Below are 15,850 nucleotides of genomic sequence, written 5' to 3' on the forward strand. Positions count from 1 at the left end.
CACTGCCGGACCGCTTCAATCCAAATTCGCGCGCCTATGACGCGGCGACCTTGGCCGCGTCGCGCAGGGTGAAGCGGTCGCCGTCGCGGACCAGCGTGACATTGCGCTGATGGAAGGCGTCGAGCGTCGAGCGGTGGCCGATCGAAACCACCGTGGTGCCGGGCAGCCTTTCGGCAATCAGCCTGTACAGCGCGGCTTCCGCCGGCTCGTCCAGCGAGGCCGTCGCCTCGTCCAGGAACAGGAATTGCGGCGCATGCAGCAGCGCCCGCGCGATGCCGAGCCGCTGCTGCTCGCCAAGCGACAGCATCCGGTTCCAGTGCGCCTGTTCCTCGAGCCGCGCCGCAAGCTGCTGCAGCCCGACGGCGGTGAGGACCTCGCGGACCCGTCCTGCATCGAATTGCGTGGCCTCGCCCGGATAGACGACGGCGTCATGCAGCGAGCCGATCGGCAGATAGGGACGTTGCGGCAGCATCATCAGGCTGGCATTGGCCGGGATCTCGACCGCGCCATCGCCGAACGGCCAGATGCCGGCCACGGCGCGGAACAGCGTCGACTTGCCGGCGCCGGAGGGGCCAGTCATCAGCGTGCGCTCGCCCTTGCGGAAGTCGAACCGGTCCGCGTTCAGCAGCGGCGTTCCGTCGGGCAGCCGCAGCACCAGGTCCTGCAGGCTGACGGCGCCGCCGCCCGGCGTCGCCGTGAGATGAATTCGGTGGTCGCGCTTGGCAAGGTTCGATGCCGTCGCGATCCCTGCCTCGAATCCATCAAGGCGGTTCACCACGGCCTGCCACTCGGCCAGTTGACGATAGATGGTGACGAAGTACGAGAACGCGCCCTGGACGTTTGAGAACGCCGATGCGGTCTGCATCATGCCGCCGAGCTGGATCTTTTGCGCAAAGTAGGCCGGCGCCACCAGCACATAGGGGAAGATCACCGAGGCCTGATTATAGCTCGCCGTGAACGCCGTGATCTTCTTGGTCCGGTTCATCAGGGCGATCCAGTTCTCCACCACGCGTCCGAAGCGAACGCGCAGGCGCTCGCGCTCGGCCGGTTCGCCCTGCAGCAACGCGATCTGCTCGGAGTTCTCCCGCACGCGCACCAGGTTGAAGCGGAAATCGGCTTCATATTGCTGCTGCTTGAAATCGATGCCGACCAGCGGCCAGCCGATCAGATGGGTCAGCACGGTGCCGAGCGCCGAATAGATCAGCGCGCACCAGACAAGGTAGCCGGGAACTGAATATTCCGTACCGAACAAATGCAGCGGTGCCTCATTGGAAAGGCCCCACAGCAGTGTGAGAAAGGACGCCAGCGTGACGACCGAGCTCAACAGGCCGAGGCCGAGCGTGAGCGTGCGATCGACGAACAGCTTGACGTCGTCGGTCATGCGCTGGTCGGGGTTGTCGGCAGCGTCGCCCTGGAGCTGCATCCGGTAGTGATTGGCCTGGCGCAGCCAGTCACCGAGATAGTGCGTCGTCATCCATTGCCGCCAGCGGATCTGCAGCCATTGATTGAGGTAGAGCTGGTAGACCGCCAGCAGGATGAAGAAGGCGACCAGGACGGAGAAATAGATGATCTCGCTGACGAAGGAGTCCCAATTGCGTTCCTGCAGCGCGTTGTAGAAGCGGTTGTTCCACTGCGTGAGCAGGACGTTGATGCCGACGATCGCGAGTTCGATCGCGATCACCGCGGCAAGCAACCCGCGGCCTGCCCATTTGTCCTCGGAGCTGAAATAAGGCGAGGCGATCCGCCACACCGTCGCGAGCGTCGAGCGAATGTTGTTCACAGATTATCGTCTCCGGGGAAGGGGCCGCAAAGGCCTGAAGAATCGGAACAATCGGGGTGATCCTCGACTAAAGTCGTAGGTCTGGCATGCAAGCGTTGGCTTGTCCCGGCAATCGAGTCAACCCTAGCATGAGGACAACGGCGAGGGGCGGGGGACCTTCGATTTTTCGCGAGGATGTGAGCGATCCTTACCGATCGTTCATTCGCGAGCCGGGGCTGCAGATTTTCCGACGGACTCCCGCAATCGCACCAGTCGCGCCTGCCCGCATGCAGGCCGGCGCGCTGCATAAAAAATGTGGGAAGGATCCCGAGATGAACACCTGGAATCAAATCTACAACCCGATGGGCAATGCGGCGCTGTCGACGGTCGCGGCCGCCATTCCCGTGGTCACGCTGCTGGTCCTGATCGCCAGCGGCAAGGTGAAGGCGCACATTGCCGCCATCATCGCCGTGATCGTGACCAACCTGATCACGATCTTCGTCTTCACCATGCCGGCCAACATGTCGATCCGCGCCACGCTGCTCGGCGTGATCACCGGGTTCTTCCCGATCGGCTGGATCGTGCTCAACGTCATCTTCCTCTACCAGGTCACGGTGAGGTGCGGGAAGTTCGAGCTGCTCAAGCGCGCGGTCGGCGGCGTCACCGAGGACCGGCGGTTGCAGCTGCTGTTGATCGCGTTCTCGTTCGGCGCCTTCTTCGAGGGCGCCTCCGGGTTCGGCACGCCGGTCGCGATCACCGGCGCGGTGTTGATCGGGCTCGGCTTCTCGCCGCTCGCCGCGTCCGGCCTGTCGCTGATCGCCAACACGGCACCCGTTGCCTACGGTGCGCTCGGCACGCCGATCCAGGGCCTCGCCTCGGTCACCGGCCTCGACCCCTACATCCTAGGCGCGATGGTCGGCCGGCAGCTGCCGCTGTTCTCGCTGATCGTGCCGTTCTGGGTGGTGTGGGCGTTTGCCGGCTGGCGCGGCATGAAGGAGGTGTGGCCGGCGATCCTGGTCACCGGCGTGTCGTTTGCGGTCCCGCAATTCGTGATCTCGAACTACATCAATCCCTGGATCGTCGACATCGGCGCCTCGCTTATCTCGATGGGAGCCCTGATCCTGTTCCTGAAGGTCTGGCAGCCGCGGCAGCTGTGGCTGTCGCCGGCGCTGCGCGGCCGCGATGAATCGGCGGCGACGATGGCCGCCGCACCGCCGCTCGACAAGACGCCGCTGACCCAGGGCGAAATGTGGAGCGCGCTGCTGCCGTGGATCATCGTCTGCATCCTGATGCTGATCTGGGGCAACGGTGCCTTCAAGGCCTGGGCGAACGCCAACTTCGTCTGGAACTATCCGGTCCCCGAGCTCGACAAGCTGATCTTCAAGGTGCCGCCGGTGGCTGCCAAGCCGACTCCGGAAGGCGCCGTGTTCGGCTTCACCTATCTGTCGTTCACCGGCACCGGCATGCTGATCGCCGCGATCATCTCGGGTCTGTTGATGGGCTTCTCGCCGCTCAAGCTGATCGCCGAGTATGGCCGCACCATCCGCCTCTGCGCGATCTCGCTGATCACGATCTCGGCGATGCTGGCGATCGGCACGCTGACCCGGCTGTCCGGCGTCGACGCCACGCTTGGCCTCGCCTTCGCGGCGACCGGCGTGCTCTATCCCTTCTTCGGCACCTTGCTCGGCTGGCTGGGCGTGGCGCTGACCGGATCGGATACCGCATCGAACGTGCTGTTCGGCAATCTGCAGAAGATCACCTCCGAGCAGCTCGGCCTGTCGCCGATCCTGATGGCGGCGGCGAACTCCTCGGGCGGCGTGATGGGCAAGATGATCGACGCGCAATCGATCGTGGTCGCCTCAACCGCGACCAACTGGTACGGCCACGAGGGCTCGATCCTGCGCTATGTGTTCCTGCACTCGATCGTGCTGGCGTGTCTGGTCGGTCTGTTCGTGACCCTGCAGGCCTATGTCTATCCGTTCACGATGCTGGTGCTGAAATAGCGCCGCGACGCGTCCGTCGAACCAGGAATCCCCGCGAGCGGACGGCTCGCGGGGATTTGCTTTTCAAGCCCATTTTCCGACGTTGCCAATCTGGCCAATCGCGTTCTGCTCCCATAGAAGGGGCCCGCAGTTGCGCGTCGCATTTCGAGGATTGGCAGGATTTCGATGAGGCGAAGTTTGAACGGCGGCATCGCCGCGTTGGCGCTGGTTGCCGCGGCTCTCGGCGCGGGTCCGACGCGGGCCCAGGACGAGTTCCCGTTCGGCTTCGTGATGACGCTCGATGCCGCGCGCATGCCGGGCTCCAAGCGGATTCCCTCGATCGAGGTCGGCGACAATGGCGAGGTGATCCTCGAGCTGTGGTGCGACGGCGGCAAGGGGCAGTTTTCGGTGGCCGGCAACACCATCGTCTTCGTTCCCGGCGCGATGGAGAACCGCACCTGCACGCCGGAGCGGGTGCAGGCGGACAAGGATCTGCTGGCTGCGCTCGGCGACATGACGGGCTGGCGGCGGCACGGTGACGAGGTGACCTTCACCGGCAGCAAGTCGCTGCGTTTCGTGATCAACAGCAACTAAAGCGTTTTCGAGCGAAGTGGACGCCGGTTCGCGTCAAGAAAACGCGTCAAGACAAGACGCTCAGGGCGTTGCGATCAGTCCGCTTGCGGTGGCGACGATCCAGCGGTTGCCCCAGCGCACGATGGAATCGATCCGTCCGAGGCCGGGGACGACGTCGCCGCGCGCGGCCATCTTGACGCCCTCGGGCCCCTCGAGCACGGCGGTGCCGTCGCGGACTTCGACCACCGACCATCCGGGGATCGTGCTCGGCCGCGTTTCCGGCGCCGCCGCCTGCGGCTGCTTCGGCCCCAATGCGGCGGCTTGTGCATTCAAGGTCGTCGGCGCGGCGCCCAAGGCGAGCGGGCGAGGGCCGGCCGGCGTGGTCCTCGGAATGCTGCCGGTGACGACGGGGTCGGCGTTGGACGCGGCCCGGCGTGGGCCCTCGTTCTTTCGGCTCGGCGCCACCTCCGCAATGTGCGGGGCCGGCGCCTCCTTCTGGGCCATCGGGACCTGGGCGGGAGCTGCGAGGTCGTGCCAGTTGGCTCCGCCGGTCCATCCCAGCACGAAGCTTGCGGCCAGTGCCGTCGCCGCCAGCAGCGCGGTGCCGATGCGGTCGGCAAACGGCTCCCGCAGCAATAGGGCGGCGTCGTGATTCTCGCCGGTGACATCCCAGAGGTCCGCCGTATGTGCCGGCGAATGCCCCTCCGTCACATCTGTTGGCCAGATGCTCGCAGCGCTGATCGGCTCGCGGTCTTGCATGGCGTGACCTGTGTTCGATGGCGCGAAGCATGATCCTCGAAACTAAATCGAGCCTTAATTTTCGGTGACCGAACTGCGGCGTCACGAAGTCTTTTGGTCGCAGGCCCCGTAGTTGCCCGGGTTTCTTCTGCCTGCAGCGGTCGATTCCGGACGTCGTCTCCGCAAAGCGGGTCGTCGCGGCGCGCGGGCGGGGCTATAGCGGTCGCATGCTCGATTTCGCCGCACAATATGCAGCCTTTCAGCGCCGCGACCCGACCTGGGACGGCGTCGTGTTCGTCGCGGTCAAGACCACCGGCGTGTATTGCCGCCCGGTCTGCCGGGCGCGCACGCCGCTCGCGAGCAATGTGCGGTTCTATGGCAGCGCCGCGTCGGCCGAGCGCGCCGGCTTCCGGCCCTGCCTGCGCTGCCGTCCCGAGGCGGCGCCGTTCTGCCCGGCATGGAAGGGCACCAGGACCACCGTTGAGCGCGCCTTGGCGCTGATCGAGGCGGGCGCGCTCGACCGCGGCAATGTCGAGGCGCTGGCGGGGCGGCTTGGCGTCGGCGCGCGGCATCTGTCGCGGCTGTTCGCCGAGCATCTCGATGCCTCGCCGCTCCAGGTCGCGCTGTCACTGCGCGTGCAGCGCGCCAAGCGCCTGATCGACGGCAGCGAGCTGCCGCTTGCGTTGGTGGCGCAGCGCGCCGGCTTCTCGAGCGCGCGGCGCATGAATGCCGCATTCGCAAAACTCTACGGCCGCTCCGCCGCGTCGCTGCGGCGCAAGCGGCCAGCCGTCACGATGCAACGAACCCCGATGGAGATCGGCAATGGCCAAGAGCTACGGCACCGTCAGTGCGGAACAGAAACTTGAGATGAGCGGCCTCGCATTCGTGCAGGGCCTCGCCAGCGGCGCGTTGCCGCTCAACACCATCGCGCGGACGCTCGGCTATGACGTCGCCGAGGCCGAGCGCGGCCGCGTCGTCGTCACGCTGGTGCCGACCGACGCGCATCTCAATCCGGCAGGCACCGTGCATGGCGGCCTCACCGCGACGCTGCTCGACAGCTGCATGGGGCTTGCGGTGCAGTCGACGCTCGATGCCGGCACCAGCCAGACCACGCTCGAGTTCAAGATCTCGCTGGTGCGTCCGATCACGCCCGACACCGGGCCGATCAGAGCGGAAGGCAATGTGCTCAATTGCGGCCGCCGCATCGGTACCGCCGAAGGCAGGGTCACCGACGAGCAGGGACGGCTGCTGGCCCACGGCACGACGACGTGCCTGATTTTCCCTTCTTGACGCCGAGCGCCGCGGAGAGACTGCGCCGGCATTGCATCGGGAGATCCGATGCCGGCGCAGTAACATTGGAATGCCTCCAGCAAGCTTACGGCTTAGAGACCTTCAAGTTCACCGCACCGATCGATTGCGTTACCCGAACACGCATCAAGCGCGTTCGGGTAGTGATGAATGCGATCGTCGATGGAGCCATGCACTCCGGCCGTGTTCAGCGTGGCCCCTCCGGATATCCCGGCATGTTGTTCCAGCCGGCGGGCAGCTCGCCGCCCGGCCGCGACGCGGCTCCGTCGTGTTCGGGCGGGCGAATGAGGCCGAGCTGAAGCATGGCGGTGATCGCATCTTCCTGTCCGAGCTCCTCGGCGATCCGTCCGTCCTGCACGCGCAGCACGGTGGTGCCGGCGAACGTCATCTTGCGGCCGGAGGCCGCCGGCAGTGAGCCGAGGCGGAAGTCGCTGAAGGCAGGTCCCGTGTGGGTGCCGCCGCCTTCCCAGCGGCCGACGACGAGATCGCCTTCCGCAACGAGATCGCCGACGCCCCAGAAATTGAGATCCGGAAACGCTTCGCGAAATTCGGTCATGAACTTCATGACCGCGGCGCGGCCGCGCTTCGGCTCGTGCATCGGGTAGTGCACGACAATGTCTGCCGTGGCGAGCTCGTTGATGATGCGCGGATTCCAGGGATTGCCCCAGAACTCCTTGAACCACCGGCCGACGACGTCCTTGTTTTCCTCTGACATCTCTTCGTCTCCATTTGCGCGTTGCCGGTATCGCGGCCGGCGTTCTGTCGATGCGCGCAGTGAACATTTGGAGGCGTGTGTCGTGCCACCCGATTTCAGATCGGGCGCTCGGTCGGCGTGCAAGCGAGATTCCGCTGTGTCGATATGGCGCTTAGCACCGCTTCTCGATCGTCGTCGCGGAATCGGGAAGCGGGTGGTTCGCGGAACGCGAACGCGAAATCGTATTTGCGGCACCAGAGGAGAACATCATGCGCAACTTCGATGCGATCGCCGCGCTGCGCGGCGACGGACTTCGTCCCGAGCTGCGGGCGCTGCTCGATCGCGCCGCGGTCGAGCCCCGTTCTGAATTGTTCGTCAGAAGCGACGGGATGCTTCAGTCCGGTCCGGACGCCACCCCGAAGACGGTGCGCGACAACGTCGTGCCGTTGAAGACGCGAGCGGCCTGAATCAGGTGAGCGGCGGCCTTACCGCCACACCGACTTGTCGGCGTCCCAGCGCTGGCCCTTGAACTCCTTGATCAGCGCGTCGATCGCGCCGTTGTCGTCCCTGGTCTCGCTGCCTTCCTCGTCGTTGCTGGAATCATCGGACAGATTCAGCCTGGCGCCGGCGCTGTCGTCCGATGTCGAGACGGTGGGGCTCGAGACCCACAGCATCAGCCGGTCAGAACTTCCGGGCTTGTCGGGCGAGACCAGGGCGGTGACCTCGTAATTCTGGGTGAGGCCGAGTGCCGGGTAGATCGTGCTGGGCCGCTTCAGCACCAGCTTGAGCTTGCCGGTGTTCGCGTTCCACGTCGCCGAGGCGGGCTTTGCGGCAAGCGTCTTCGCCAGCACGCCCGCGATCGCGGTTGCCAGCTTGTCCTTGTTGATCTTGTCGCCTTCGCGCCAATCGGCTGCAGCAAAGCGGATCGTGCGGTCCATCTCGACGACGCCGCTGGTCCAGCCGGCCGCGGTCACGCCGGGCGCCGATTTTGCCTTGGCGAGCAGCGCGCTGGCGTGCTCGGGATCGACGGTGAGGTTGATGGTCTGCTCGCCGGAGCGCATCGCATCGCAGGTCACCGCGAGGCTGGAGGTGCCGATCTCGACGGCCTCGCCCTTCAGGCTCTTGAGGAAATCCGCCGCCGCGTCGAGCTTCACCCGCACACCGATCGATTCCGGCGAAACGTCGGTGAAATCCTTCGGCTGCGGCGTGATGCCGTCCTCGGTGGCCTGGTTGTCCTGGAATTCCTTCTCGCTGAGATCGGAATTGTCCGTCGAGGCGACCTCGGTCACCGTCTGGCCGATCGTGATCTGGCCGCGGAACTCAAAACCGTCGCCGGTCTGCTTGCGGTTCAGCTTGACCGTCACCGGCTGCTTGTCGGTGACGCTCTGGGCGATCCCGGAAAGCGTCTGGCCGCTGATGGTCAGGTTGGCGACGAAGCGGTCCTTGCGGTCGGAGCTCTTGTCGGCGGGATAGCAGACGTCGAGCACGGCCGCGGTCACGGTCTTGCCCTGGCGGGTTTCCTTCAGGACGACGTCGGCATTGCCGTCCATCAGGCCGTCGATCGAGGTGAAATAGCGCGTCTCGGGGCCACTGGCGGGCGCCGCCTTCGATTGCAGCTTCATCTGGGCGAGAGCAGGCGCCGAGGCGACGGCAAGACCGAGCAGCAGGAGCGGGAGCGCGCGCATACGATAAGTCCTCGAAGGGCAGAATCGGTTCCGTCGTAACTAGCAAACCTCCATGTCATTGGCCAAAAAAGAAGGCCTCCTAACGGCGGCCTCGCGCCGCGATCGCGGTCATGTGCGTTCGTCAGGTTCCTGGCCGCTCTCCAGCCGGCCGCGCAGCACCGTCACGACGCGGCCCACGGTTTCGAGGTCCTTCATCGACAGCCCGTCGGCGAGGCCGTTCACCCAGGGCAGCTGCAGGCGCATCGCCGCGTCGAAGCTTTGCCGCCCCCTGGCGGTCAGCACGACGAGCTGGGCACGGCGGTGATGCGGGTTGGTCTCGAAGGCGACGAGCCCGTCCCGTTCGAGATCGTTGACGATCCGCTGCACGTTCTGTCTGGCAGCGCCGAGGTCGCGCGCCAGCCATGCGACCGGTTGCGGGCGCTCGGCGGCGACGATGGCGCCGAGGATCTGCCAGCGTGCGCTGGTCAGCCCGAGCCCGGCCACCAGCCGGTCGCCTGATGTGAACAGCAGGCTGTTGAGCCTGAACAGGTCGGGAATCAGGGTGCTCAGCGCTTCGCCCGCCGGCGTTCGTTTTGCATTCGGCATTTGTCACCATATAAACGTATTGACATCATAATGTCAATTTATATATGTATCCATCATAACGGAATGACATCATAACACCATATAGAACGGAGCCAACCATGCCGCAGATGCGCCCCCTGGACCCCGCTTTCCCGATCGACCGCCAGCTCGCGGTCGATGCCACCAATGTGGTGCTCGTCAACCTCTTCACGCTCGATGCGGCCGACGAGGACACCTTTCTCAAGGCCTGGCAGGACGACGCCGCCATCATGAAGCGGCAGCCGGGTTTCATCTCGACCCAGCTGCACCGTGCGATCGGCGAGAGCCCGGCCTATCTGAACTACGCGGTCTGGGAATCGATCGCGGCCTTCCGCGCCGCGTTGATGAACCCCGAGTTCAGGGCCAAGCTTTCGGCCTATCCCGCCTCGGCGGTGGCCTCGCCGCATTTGTTCCAGAAGGTGGCGGTGGCCGACATCTGCGTCGCGTAAGCTGTGATGATTTTTGGTTGATGCGACCTCTCCGCAGACTCGCTTCGCCTCTCCCGCTTGCGGCGGGTGGGGGTTCTCTCCCTACGAAGGTTCTCGATCGTGGAGATACCCCTACCCCAACCCTCCCCCGCAAGCGCAGGGCTATCGCATTTCGTGGCGGTGCCCTCGTGGCCATCCTTCGAGACGCCCGCCTTCGGCGAGCTCCTCAGGATGAGGTCTTGTTTTGCGGCACAATAGTAGACCCTCATGGTGAGGAGCGCCGCTTGCGGCGCGTCTCGAACCACGAGGCCAAGCCCTTGCGCGGTCGCCACGATAGCCCTGCCCGCAAGCGGGAGAGGCCAAGCGAGTCTGCGGTTCGGCCGATTCAACCAAGATTTTCGCGCGCTAGCGCGCGTGCTGGCCCTTGTTGGTCGGCAACGGGCAGTTGGTGCAGACCCGGTCGTCGCACATCCGGCAGATCGTGAAGCGATCCATCTCGGAGGTGTCCTGCCTTGCCAGCAGCTCGCGGATCAGCGTCGCAAGCTGCTTCCTCTCCGTCGACGACAGCACATCCAGCAGCGACGTCACGGCCGAAATCCGTGACGCCAACAGCTCGTTGCGAGATGCCGCGCCTGACGCCGTCAGGTGCAAGGCGACCTCGCGGCCGTCCTTGCCCGCCCGGCGTTCGACAAGCCGATCCGAAACCAGCCGGTCCACCAGCCGGACCGTTCCGGAGTGCGACAGGCCGAGGATCCGCCTCAGCTTGTCGTTGGTCATGCCCTGGCCATAGCCGATGACGATCAGCGCCGCGGGCGTTTCGCCGCCACGGCCGACCACCTCGCGCGCGCCTTGCTCGATCCGATCCATGACGGCGAGCGACAGCGCGCCCAGCAGATTGGCGATTCCGTTTTCCATGCGGAGAATAATATGTGCGCTGCGCACAAAAAACAACTTGACCAGATATGTGCGCTACGCACATATTATTAGGGAGAGCAACGACGGCAAGAATGGAGAGCAGCGATGACGACCCGAAGCACCGCACTGGCAACGCCTGACGCGTCCGGCAGCGAACCCGCCCTGAAATACGTGCAGGCCAACGGCGTGCGGTTTGCCTATCTCGAACAGGGCAGCGGGCCGCTTGTCCTGTTCATGCACGGCTTTCCCGACAATGCCTGGTCGTACCGAAAGCAGCTGCAGGTGTTCGCGGACGCCGGATATCGCGCGGTCGCGCCGTTCCTGCGCGGCTATGCGCCGACCGAGATTCCGGCCGACGGCATTTTCGATCCGATCGCGCTGGGCCAGGATCTCGAAGCGCTGATCGCGGCGCTGAGCGACGACGGACGCGCCTACGTCGTCGGCATGGATTGGGGCGGCACCTCAACCTTCCAGGCGCTGGCCACGGCGCCATCGGCGATCAAGGCCGCCGTGGTGATGAACACCGCGCACCCGATCACAATCCCAAGCCTCAGGAGCGATCCCGATGCCGTTCGATCGGTCTTCCATGTCTATTTCTTCACGGTGCCTGGCGCTCACTCGGCGGTCAACATCGAGGGACTTCCCTTCGTCGACTACCTTTGGAAGTTGTGGTCGCCGACCCTGCAGAACGACGCGCATCTCCGCTCGGTCAAGGAGACGCTCTCTTCTCCCGGCACCATGAAGGCGGCGCTGAAATACTACAACGGCCTGGTCGATGCGGGTGTTGCGGGCCGGTTGCCAATCAACGACATGCATACGCCGACGCTGACGATCTATGGCGGCAACGATCCGACAGCGCGGTATTCGATCAAGGAAGAGCCGCTCTTCAAGGGGCCACATCAGCGCATTGTCCTGCCCGATGTCGGCCATTTCCCGCACCTCGAGCGCGAGGCCGAGGTCACCGGTCTGATCATGGACTGGTTCACAACACACGCCGCCGACTGAACGGGCGTGCCGCAAGCAGCGGCCGCGTCAGTCAATATCTTTCAAATTTTTCCGAGAAGGAGTGCGCGCAATGGACGCCACGACACAGCAGCAATACGCCGAAGCGTTTCACCGACTTCACAAGCAGGGCGATCCGCTCGTCCTGTTCAACGCCTGGGACGTCGCCACCGCCAAGGCGATCGCGAAGGCCTCACCGGCGGTGGCGACCAGCAGCGGCGCGGTCGCGGCCGCACTCGGCTACGCCGACGGCGAAAATGCCCCGCTCGAGATGGTGGAAGGCCTGGTCTCGCGGATGACCGCGTCGGTCTCGGTTCCGGTGTCGATCGATCTGGCGGCGGGATATGGCGACACTCCGGATGCCGCCGCGCATTCGGCGGCGAGGATCCTGAAGGCCGGCGCGATCGGCATCAATATCGAGGACGGGCTTGTTGGCGGAAAACGGCAGCTCGTCACTCCGGAGCAGCATGCCGCGAAGATCAGGGCGGTGCGGGACGCCGCGCAACAACTCGGCGTTCACCTCTTCATCAATGCGCGAACCGATCCGTTTCTGCTGAAGTTCGGCTCGCCCGAGCAATGCCTGAATGAGGCGGCAAGGCGTGCGAAGGTCTATGCCGATGCCGGTGCCGACGGAATTTTTGTGCCGGGGCTCACCGACCTCGCGCTGATCGAGAGGCTCGTCCAGCTGACGCCGCTGCCCGTCAACATCATGGTGACGCAAGGTGTGCCCGAAATCGGCGAGCTCGCCCGTGCCGGTGTTCGCAGGGTGAGTCTTGGGCCGTGGCCGATGATGGCGGCAATGCGCGTCATCGGACAGGCCGCAGCCGCGGTCGCCTCCAGCAAGCAATACGGCGCCTTTCTACAGCCCGACGGTTGAGCCCGTGAGCGCAGGCGATGCCACGGTCCGGCCGGACCATTCAGTCCGTGCCGGCCGGACTACCGGGTTCATGAACGAATTAGTCACTCGATCACTTCGTCTGCGCCGCTGACGACTGAAGCAGAGAACTCGTGGCCGAGCAGTTTGGCGGTCTTCAGGTTGATGACGAACTCGACCTTGGTGACCAGCTGGACCGGAAGATCGGCAGGCTTCTCACCCTTCAGAACCCGGCCGGCGTAGACGCCCGCGCGGCGATGCGACTGCACGAAATCTCCGCCATAGCTCATCAAGCCTCCGGCCGTCGGGAAATCCCGGGTCTGCGTGATTGCGGGAACACGATACTTCAGTGCGAGATCGGCCAAGCGCCGGCTGCGAAATGCAAAATAGGGATCGGAGGTGAAAACAAGCGCGTTTGCCGACTCTCTCGCCACGGAAGAGAATACGGACTCGAACTCGTCTTCCTTGCTTGCCCGCAATATCAGCAGATGGACCCCCAAAGTTTCGGCAGCGGCCTGAAGCCTCTGCAGTTGCGAGCTGGCAGTTGGACTTGTCGGGTTGGTCACGACCCCCAACGTTGTCGCCGCCGGCAGGAGCTCGTGCATCAACTCGAGCCGCTTCGGCGACACGTCGACGCTCAGGCTCGAAACTCCCGTGATGTTGCCTCCCGGCCGCGACAGGCTGTCCACCACACCCAGCTGAACCGGGTCGCCGCCCATCTCGAAGACGATTGTCTTGGTGACGCCGGCAGCTTTGGCGGCAAGCGCGACGGGCGCGCCGCCGGGCGCAACCACCACATCGACGTTGCGCGCGATCAATTCGCCGGCCAGCGCGGGTAACTGGGCATATTGCCCATTGGCCCAGCGATACTCGATCGCGACATCGCGGCCCTCGACAAAGCCGGCTTCACGAAGTCCCTGGTGGAAAGCCTTCAGCCGGCTGCCGAACAACTCCGGCGATTCCGGACAAAGATAGCCGATCACAGGCATCGACGGCTTCTGCGCGTGCGAGGATGTGGTCCAAGCCGCGGCGGCGGCCATCAACAACAGGACCTCACGCCGGCTGCCGCGTCCGTGGGATGTTGCTGCACCAGAGTGAGCGCAACTCATGCTCTATCGACCCGCTGGCGTTCGCCGTCGGCGGAAGTATATCCCACGATCCGAAACCAGTCGCCAACGGACTGCACCGAACCGCGCCTCGCGGCATCGGCCAACGCACATCAAAAAGATATTCCGAACACCGGAATGGCGTCATCGAAGCCCTTGATTTGTCGACTCCCGATATCCTCCAGCGAGCGCTTGCCTCTGACGCTTGCGGCGGTCCTTGCGTCCATCAGGATTTCCCGATCTGCGGCAGATGCGCACAGGCGGGCGGCGAGATTCACGACACTGCCGATGGCCGTGTAATCGAGCCGGTCATCGTAGCCGATCCGTCCGACCGTCGCCGATCCACTGGCAAGCCCTATTCCAAAGCCAACCTGGTAGCCTCGCGACCGCCAGCCGCCGATCAAGCCTTGCACGCGCTTCTGCATTTCGCTCGCAAGGTCGACGGCTCTCAGCGCCGGCTCCTCGACCGGCACGGGTGCGTTCACCAGCACCATCAGCCCGTCTCCCGAGAAGCTGATGAGCGTTGCTTCGAACCGCGCAATGACCCTGCCCAGGACCTCATAATATTCGGACAGCACGCTCATGACTTCCTCGGGAGTGACGCCTGCGGAAAATGCGGTGAACCCGCGCAAGTCACAGAACACAACGACGACGTCGGTGCGGCGGCCATCCAGCACGCTGTCATCGCCGGCACGATCGACGAGATCGGCGACCTGAGGCGCGAGAAACCGCTTGAGCTTCGCGATCCGCTCCTGGTGCTGCTGCGCCAGCGCGAGCTCACCGGCCATCCTGTTGAAGCTGTTTGCCAGACGCTGAAATTCGTCACCGGTCTGGATCGCAATGCGGTGCTCGAACGACCCGGCGCCGATCCGCTCGGTCCCCTCCTCGAGCAGCCTGATCGGCTCGGTCATCCGGTGCGCGAATGCATAGGCGAGCAGCCCTGCAAATACGGTGCTGCCTGCGAGAAGCACTGTCGTCCGTCGCAACGCGGCATAGATCGGGGCGTAAGCCTCGGAGAGCGGCTGCGCCACCACGACGGTCCAATCGGGACCCGCCACAGGAGCCGCGCGGGCAGCAACCCGACGTCCCTGTCCGTCCCGGCCCGTTGCAAAGCCCGCTCCCGGGCCGATCGCGTCGCGTATGGCGCGAAACGGCTGAGAGGTTGTTTCTTCCAGCCCGCGGAGCACAAGGCTGATGTCGGGATGGGCAATGAGACGGCCTGGCCGGTCCAGCACGAAGGCGAGGCCGGTCTCTCCCACCTTGATCGCCGATACGACATCCCAGATCAGCTTGAGATTGACTTCGGCGATGACTGCGCCGACCGCGGATCGGTTACCCACGAGCGCAATGGTCAAATACGGTTCCGAGCCTCTGTTGTAGCTGACATCGCTGAACCAAACCTGACGCGCGTGGGCGCCGACCAGCGCAGGTTCAGCCGATCGGTCGGTACGACTTTCAATTCGATTGAGGCCGACCCGTGAGACGTAGAGACGCTCCAACCCATTGTTGTCGATGAGTGTCAGGCTGACCACGGCTGGCGCTTGACGAAACAGACGCAACGCATCGGTTCGGCGCCCCTCATCGGCCTCGTCGGTCCAGGGAAGTTGGACCAGCCAGCCCAGCTGGCTTGCGATGTCGGAGATGAAGTTATGAATTTCAGCGGCCGCGGACGTCGCCTGAACACCAAGCAACTGGTCCAGCCTTGCACGTTGATCGCGGTAACCGAACCAGGCTTCGATTGACCCATTGATCACGAGCGGAAGCGCGACGGCCAGGAACAGTCCGAGAAAATACTTTGGGAAGAGGCCGCGAAACCGATCTCGGACAATCATGCCCTGATCCCTGAAAATGCGACGGATCTATCGATATGCGAAATGAAACCTTGAAAATGAAGCCCCGGCGCTGCCGCCAACCGGCATCTTCTAGCATAATGAGCCGTTTTAGGCCGCAATGGGATTGCTTTTCGACCCGACCAAAGGACGCAGTCGGATCCGGCCGCCATTTCGCTTGCGTCGGCCCTGCAAAACCTTGGCCCTATAAAATTCCGGCATAGCTGGGCGAGCCAGATGCGAAGAGAATAAAACTCCGACCTGGCTTAAAGCCAGCGGTATGAGGACGCGCCAATGCGCGTCCCTTGTATTGACGCGTTTTTCTTCGCGAACCGGTACCCGGTTCGTTCGAAA

At 64.4% G+C, this 15,850-nt stretch carries 16 protein-coding genes; 8 read left to right on the top strand and 8 right to left on the bottom strand.

What is annotated here, in order from left to right; translation table 11 throughout:
* Nucleotides 1-34: 34 nt before the first annotated feature.
* Entirely contained in the window at nucleotides 35-1,780 is a 1,746-nt protein-coding gene (locus tag PMN64_RS26430) for an ABC transporter ATP-binding protein/permease (protein ID WP_411782745.1), read from the bottom strand.
* 311 nt (nucleotides 1,781-2,091) lie between these two features.
* Between PMN64_RS26430 and PMN64_RS26435 the strand changes: the two genes are divergently transcribed.
* Nucleotides 2,092-3,762: an L-lactate permease gene (locus PMN64_RS26435; protein ID WP_411782746.1), complete on the top strand. Its 1,671-nt coding sequence runs from the start codon at nucleotides 2,092-2,094 to the stop codon at nucleotides 3,760-3,762.
* A 165-nt stretch (nucleotides 3,763-3,927) separates the two neighbouring features.
* Entirely contained in the window at nucleotides 3,928-4,335 is a 408-nt protein-coding gene (locus tag PMN64_RS26440; RefSeq protein ID WP_411782747.1) for an META domain-containing protein, read from the top strand.
* 60 nt (nucleotides 4,336-4,395) lie between these two features.
* Here PMN64_RS26440 and PMN64_RS26445 read toward each other — a convergent pair whose 3' ends face one another.
* Complete coding sequence (locus tag PMN64_RS26445) at nucleotides 4,396-5,073, bottom strand: hypothetical protein (RefSeq protein ID WP_411782748.1); 678 nt, start codon at nucleotides 5,071-5,073, stop codon at nucleotides 4,396-4,398.
* A gap of 206 nt (nucleotides 5,074-5,279) precedes the next feature.
* On the opposite strand from PMN64_RS26445, the gene PMN64_RS26450 reads away from it, so the two are divergent.
* Together PMN64_RS26450 and PMN64_RS26455 are read left to right on the top strand one after the other, a co-directional pair.
* A complete protein-coding gene (locus PMN64_RS26450) occupies nucleotides 5,280-5,918 on the top strand; it encodes a bifunctional transcriptional activator/DNA repair enzyme AdaA (RefSeq protein WP_411782749.1) in 639 nt (212 codons plus the stop codon).
* Nucleotides 5,875-6,342 carry a PaaI family thioesterase gene (locus tag PMN64_RS26455; RefSeq protein ID WP_028341102.1) on the top strand — a complete coding sequence of 156 codons (468 nt, stop codon included), beginning with the start codon at nucleotides 5,875-5,877 and terminating at the stop codon, nucleotides 6,340-6,342. Before PMN64_RS26450 ends, PMN64_RS26455 begins: the two co-directional genes overlap by 44 nt.
* A 205-nt stretch (nucleotides 6,343-6,547) precedes the next feature.
* On the opposite strand, the gene PMN64_RS26460 is transcribed toward PMN64_RS26455, so the two are convergent.
* Entirely contained in the window at nucleotides 6,548-7,075 is a 528-nt protein-coding gene (locus PMN64_RS26460; protein WP_411782750.1) for an ester cyclase, read from the bottom strand.
* Between the two features lie 248 nt (nucleotides 7,076-7,323).
* Here PMN64_RS26460 and PMN64_RS26465 point away from each other — a divergent pair, with 248 nt between their 5' ends.
* Nucleotides 7,324-7,521 carry a hypothetical protein gene (locus tag PMN64_RS26465; protein WP_411782751.1) on the top strand — a complete coding sequence of 66 codons (198 nt, stop codon included), beginning with the start codon at nucleotides 7,324-7,326 and terminating at the stop codon, nucleotides 7,519-7,521.
* An 18-nt stretch (nucleotides 7,522-7,539) separates the two neighbouring features.
* On the opposite strand, the gene PMN64_RS26470 is transcribed toward PMN64_RS26465, so the two are convergent.
* Together PMN64_RS26470 and PMN64_RS26475 are read right to left on the bottom strand one after the other, a co-directional pair.
* The gene (locus tag PMN64_RS26470) at nucleotides 7,540-8,739 is read right to left on the bottom strand and encodes a hypothetical protein (RefSeq protein ID WP_411782752.1); all 1,200 of its coding nucleotides are present in this window, start codon (nucleotides 8,737-8,739) and stop codon (nucleotides 7,540-7,542) included.
* Nucleotides 8,740-8,847: 108 nt separating this feature from the next.
* Complete coding sequence (locus PMN64_RS26475) at nucleotides 8,848-9,324, bottom strand: MarR family winged helix-turn-helix transcriptional regulator (RefSeq protein WP_411782753.1); 477 nt, start codon at nucleotides 9,322-9,324, stop codon at nucleotides 8,848-8,850.
* A gap of 98 nt (nucleotides 9,325-9,422) precedes the next feature.
* On the opposite strand from PMN64_RS26475, the gene PMN64_RS26480 reads away from it, so the two are divergent.
* The gene (locus PMN64_RS26480) at nucleotides 9,423-9,791 is read left to right on the top strand and encodes an antibiotic biosynthesis monooxygenase family protein (protein WP_411782754.1); all 369 of its coding nucleotides are present in this window, start codon (nucleotides 9,423-9,425) and stop codon (nucleotides 9,789-9,791) included.
* Between the two features lie 384 nt (nucleotides 9,792-10,175).
* On the opposite strand, the gene PMN64_RS26485 is transcribed toward PMN64_RS26480, so the two are convergent.
* Nucleotides 10,176-10,685, bottom strand: a complete 510-nt coding sequence (locus tag PMN64_RS26485; protein ID WP_411782755.1) for a MarR family winged helix-turn-helix transcriptional regulator — start codon at nucleotides 10,683-10,685, stop codon at nucleotides 10,176-10,178.
* Nucleotides 10,686-10,790: 105 nt separating this feature from the next.
* Between PMN64_RS26485 and PMN64_RS26490 the strand changes: the two genes are divergently transcribed.
* Complete coding sequence (locus PMN64_RS26490) at nucleotides 10,791-11,690, top strand: alpha/beta fold hydrolase (RefSeq protein ID WP_411782756.1); 900 nt, start codon at nucleotides 10,791-10,793, stop codon at nucleotides 11,688-11,690.
* Between the two features lie 70 nt (nucleotides 11,691-11,760).
* Nucleotides 11,761-12,564 carry an isocitrate lyase/phosphoenolpyruvate mutase family protein gene (locus PMN64_RS26495; protein ID WP_411782757.1) on the top strand — a complete coding sequence of 268 codons (804 nt, stop codon included), beginning with the start codon at nucleotides 11,761-11,763 and terminating at the stop codon, nucleotides 12,562-12,564.
* An 83-nt stretch (nucleotides 12,565-12,647) separates the two neighbouring features.
* On the opposite strand, the gene PMN64_RS26500 is transcribed toward PMN64_RS26495, so the two are convergent.
* The gene (locus tag PMN64_RS26500; RefSeq protein WP_411782759.1) at nucleotides 12,648-13,601 is read right to left on the bottom strand and encodes an ABC transporter substrate-binding protein; all 954 of its coding nucleotides are present in this window, start codon (nucleotides 13,599-13,601) and stop codon (nucleotides 12,648-12,650) included.
* Between the two features lie 179 nt (nucleotides 13,602-13,780).
* Complete coding sequence (locus PMN64_RS26505; protein ID WP_411782758.1) at nucleotides 13,781-15,499, bottom strand: adenylate/guanylate cyclase domain-containing protein; 1,719 nt, start codon at nucleotides 15,497-15,499, stop codon at nucleotides 13,781-13,783.
* Between the last annotated feature and the right edge of the window lie 351 nt (nucleotides 15,500-15,850).

Source organism: Bradyrhizobium sp. UFLA01-814 (assembly GCF_046718885.1).
Lineage (GTDB): Bacteria > Pseudomonadota > Alphaproteobacteria > Rhizobiales > Xanthobacteraceae > Bradyrhizobium > Bradyrhizobium elkanii.

Excerpts from the sequence above, each read along its gene's own strand:
- PMN64_RS26435 (WP_411782746.1), top strand. The coding sequence starts at position 2,092 with ATGAACACCTGGAATCAAATCTACAACCCGATGGGCAATGCGGCGCTG.
- PMN64_RS26440 (WP_411782747.1), top strand. The coding sequence starts at position 3,928 with ATGAGGCGAAGTTTGAACGGCGGCATCGCCGCGTTGGCGCTGGTTGCC.
- PMN64_RS26445 (WP_411782748.1), bottom strand. The coding sequence starts at position 5,073 with ATGCAAGACCGCGAGCCGATCAGCGCTGCGAGCATCTGGCCAACAGAT.
- PMN64_RS26450 (WP_411782749.1), top strand. The coding sequence starts at position 5,280 with ATGCTCGATTTCGCCGCACAATATGCAGCCTTTCAGCGCCGCGACCCG.
- PMN64_RS26455 (WP_028341102.1), top strand. The coding sequence starts at position 5,875 with ATGGCCAAGAGCTACGGCACCGTCAGTGCGGAACAGAAACTTGAGATG.
- PMN64_RS26460 (WP_411782750.1), bottom strand. The coding sequence starts at position 7,075 with ATGTCAGAGGAAAACAAGGACGTCGTCGGCCGGTGGTTCAAGGAGTTC.
- PMN64_RS26465 (WP_411782751.1), top strand. The coding sequence starts at position 7,324 with ATGCGCAACTTCGATGCGATCGCCGCGCTGCGCGGCGACGGACTTCGT.
- PMN64_RS26470 (WP_411782752.1), bottom strand. The coding sequence starts at position 8,739 with ATGCGCGCGCTCCCGCTCCTGCTGCTCGGTCTTGCCGTCGCCTCGGCG.
- PMN64_RS26475 (WP_411782753.1), bottom strand. The coding sequence starts at position 9,324 with ATGCCGAATGCAAAACGAACGCCGGCGGGCGAAGCGCTGAGCACCCTG.
- PMN64_RS26480 (WP_411782754.1), top strand. The coding sequence starts at position 9,423 with ATGCCGCAGATGCGCCCCCTGGACCCCGCTTTCCCGATCGACCGCCAG.
- PMN64_RS26485 (WP_411782755.1), bottom strand. The coding sequence starts at position 10,685 with ATGGAAAACGGAATCGCCAATCTGCTGGGCGCGCTGTCGCTCGCCGTC.
- PMN64_RS26490 (WP_411782756.1), top strand. The coding sequence starts at position 10,791 with ATGACGACCCGAAGCACCGCACTGGCAACGCCTGACGCGTCCGGCAGC.
- PMN64_RS26495 (WP_411782757.1), top strand. The coding sequence starts at position 11,761 with ATGGACGCCACGACACAGCAGCAATACGCCGAAGCGTTTCACCGACTT.
- PMN64_RS26500 (WP_411782759.1), bottom strand. The coding sequence starts at position 13,601 with ATGGCCGCCGCCGCGGCTTGGACCACATCCTCGCACGCGCAGAAGCCG.
- PMN64_RS26505 (WP_411782758.1), bottom strand. The coding sequence starts at position 15,499 with ATGATTGTCCGAGATCGGTTTCGCGGCCTCTTCCCAAAGTATTTTCTC.